Genomic DNA, 2,648 nt, shown 5'->3' with positions numbered 1-2,648 from the left:
GTCCATGCCTACCCCAGTTTCCCCGAGCCAGTTCTCCGTGCTTTCAACCGCACTTGCAATATCATCAGCCGTAGTTCTGCTTTCGTGGACCGCATCCCTGCTATCGCCCAGGCAATCGACGAAGTTGCTGCCTGGCGCTGGGCCGGCTTCATCACCGAAGAGCAACAGGTCCACCTCTTCGGCCAGCTCCGGATCTATTGCCTCGATCCGGGATCTGCGATCCAGTCGGGCACCCAGTCGGCCATCGAGCTCGACACCAGGGAAGCCGAACTCCGCGAAATGCACGCGGCGTAAGTGACACGAAAACCCCGCTTCGGCGGGGTTTTTTGTTGCGCTAATTTGCGCGAATCCGCATGCGGACAGCCGGCAAGATGTGTGGTGTACGGGTCCACCACGGGGTGCGGGGCGTGCCCCGCGGCTACCGCTCTTCCAGGACACTGCCGTGTCGATTGAGCTTGGCGCGGACGGCCCCTGCGATCGCCGGCCATGCTGCTGCGCGCCCGCCGACCGCTTGTGTTACAAAAACACCGCCATCGGCCTATCCTGCAATAGCCCCTTGGCTGCGTACACAGCGCACTGCGCCCGCCGCACCCCTCCCCCGCCACCCCTGTCGCCACCACCCCGCACGTCGCGTACAGGGCCGCACGGGCGGATTACGGAGCGTCAGCGACGGAACCGCCGGGGCGGACCCCCGCGCCGGAGGGTCGTGCCGAACAGTGTCGGGGCCGGAGCGCCGGACGCTTTGCTTGATACATGCAACCAAGTAGCGGGCAAACCCTTCCACCGGGGTGAAAACTGCGTATAGTGGGTACCACTTCCCCGAGTGGTGTCCACAATGGCGCGCAAAGTAAACCGTAGTCCGCGTGTCCAGGTGACCCTTTCGCCGGAAGCCATGGCCGCTCTCGATGACCTGGCCAACCTCAGCGGGCAGTCAAAATCCGCCCTGATTTCTGAGTTGGTGGACATCGCGTTGCCGGCCATGAGCGTGACCCTCGACGCGCTCCGGGTGGTACATCGGCAGCCGGAAGAGGCACGAAAGCTGTTGTCGGAGTTCGCTCATCAGCAGACCGCCCACCTGGCACAGGCCCAGCTCGATCTCGACGCTGCGGTCGATGCCAGGACGGTCAAAGGTAAGCGGCGAAAGACTCGGGGTGATCTGAATGGATGACCCAGAAAAGGCAGGCCCCACCCCCGTCCAGTTTGGCGACGTAGCGGGGAGTGGGGCCGGGGAGACTGATCCAGCCGCCCTTATGGGTGACGGGATCCGGCGTCTCTTTCGGTATGGTACCGCCAAGTTGCACACCATGCGATTGGTGGATACCGCTGGGGACGTTGCCTGTAAGGCGGTCGGCCTTCGCCCTACCCGGATTCGGGAGTGCGGGGACTGGTTGTTGTTCAGGCATTTCCCGACCAGGGGCGATACCAAGCTCCGGTCAGCTAACTTTTGCGGCACGCACCTTGTGTGCGGGTTCTGCGCCATCCGGCGTGGCGCTCGCATGATGGCTCGGTACCTGGAGCGATTCACTCGCATCCGTGCCGCGCGTCCAGAGCTGCAGCCCTACTTGGTCACGTTAACGGTCCGCAACGGACCCGACCTCTCGGAAAGGCTGCGCCACCTCGATCAGTCGCTCACTCGTTTGAACAAGCGTCGCTTGGGCAAGCGTTCGCGGTCCCTGATGGTTTCCATCCAGGGCGCCGTGTGGAGCTACGAAGTCACATATTCCGCTGCCCATGGTTGGCATCCGCACGTGCATGCCGTTTGGCTTGCGCTTGAGGAACCGGATCAATTTCAGCTCCGCAAGGAGTGGGAAGAGATCACTACCGACAGCTTCATGTGTGATGTGCGACCGATCAAGGCGGCTGTGCGCGGTGACGGTGAAAATGAAGGCGAGTTGGTCGACCCATTCGCAAAGGGTTTTGCAGAGGTCTTCAAGTACGCAATGAAGGCAGCTGAGTTACCACCGGTCGTGGCGCTTGAGGCGTATTCGTGTCTCAGGGGGAAGCGCCTCGTCCGGTCCTTTGGCGAGTTTTATGGTGTTCCCGAGCCTGCTAACGACGATCTCGCAGACGACATTCCAGAAGAGGAACTTCCTTACATCGATCTGCTATGGCGATACGCCGGAGAAGGACGTTATGAGCACGCAAAAACCGTTGACCGATCCCACCCCGAACTCGAACGGGGAAGTGATGATGTTGTGCTTCGAGAAGGACTCGATGGCGAGGTACCGGCCGGTGATCTTCATCGGCCCACCGAATGCCCCGTCTGAGGCTCAGGAGCTGGTTGTCGGCACGTGGTCTTATGGCTTGCGCAAAGCGCAGACTCGTGGGCTGCACCTGTATTTCGTGACCTACGAAGAACGCTACCGTTTCAAGCATCCGGAGGACCCGCGCCGCGACGGCACTGAGGGTCCACTGCCTGCCCACGTTGTCGCGGTTCGTCACGGTGATAGCTACTGCTACACCGGCACTTTCGATCAGGACAAGGAGGTGGCCAGTGTTGTCGCCTGATGGCCTGGCCAATGTCCATGCCTACCCCAGTTTCCCCGAGCCAGTTCTCCGTGCTTTCAACCGCACTTGCAATATCATCAGCCGTAGTTCTGCTTTCGTGGACCGCATCCCTGCTATCGCCCAGGCAATCGACGAAGTTG

At 61.4% G+C, this 2,648-nt stretch carries 4 protein-coding genes; all 4 read left to right on the top strand.

The genetic code is table 11. The features are described from left to right. The coding region (locus QRO91_RS22265) for a hypothetical protein (protein ID WP_285310584.1) at positions 1–294 on the top strand (294 nt) is incomplete at its 5' end. Between the two features lie 541 nt (positions 295–835). Beyond that, the gene (locus QRO91_RS22260) at positions 836–1,168 is read left to right on the top strand and encodes a ribbon-helix-helix protein, CopG family (protein WP_285310583.1); all 333 of its coding nucleotides are present in this window, start codon (positions 836–838) and stop codon (positions 1,166–1,168) included. Continuing rightward, positions 1,161–2,267 carry a protein rep gene (locus QRO91_RS22255; protein ID WP_336621526.1) on the top strand — a complete coding sequence of 369 codons (1,107 nt, stop codon included), beginning with the start codon at positions 1,161–1,163 and terminating at the stop codon, positions 2,265–2,267. The genes QRO91_RS22260 and QRO91_RS22255 overlap by 8 nt, the downstream gene beginning before the upstream one ends. Then, positions 2,233–2,508, top strand: a complete 276-nt coding sequence (locus tag QRO91_RS22250) for a hypothetical protein (RefSeq protein WP_285310581.1) — start codon at positions 2,233–2,235, stop codon at positions 2,506–2,508. Before QRO91_RS22255 ends, QRO91_RS22250 begins: the two co-directional genes overlap by 35 nt. Positions 2,509–2,648: the final 140 nt, after the last annotated feature.

The sequence above is a fragment of the Stenotrophomonas maltophilia group sp. Smal32 genome (assembly GCF_030237085.1).
Classification (GTDB): Bacteria; Pseudomonadota; Gammaproteobacteria; order Xanthomonadales; family Xanthomonadaceae; genus Stenotrophomonas; species Stenotrophomonas maltophilia_Q.
Note: the sequence above shows the minus strand (reverse complement) of the source record. Positions and strands in the feature narration are given on the sequence as shown.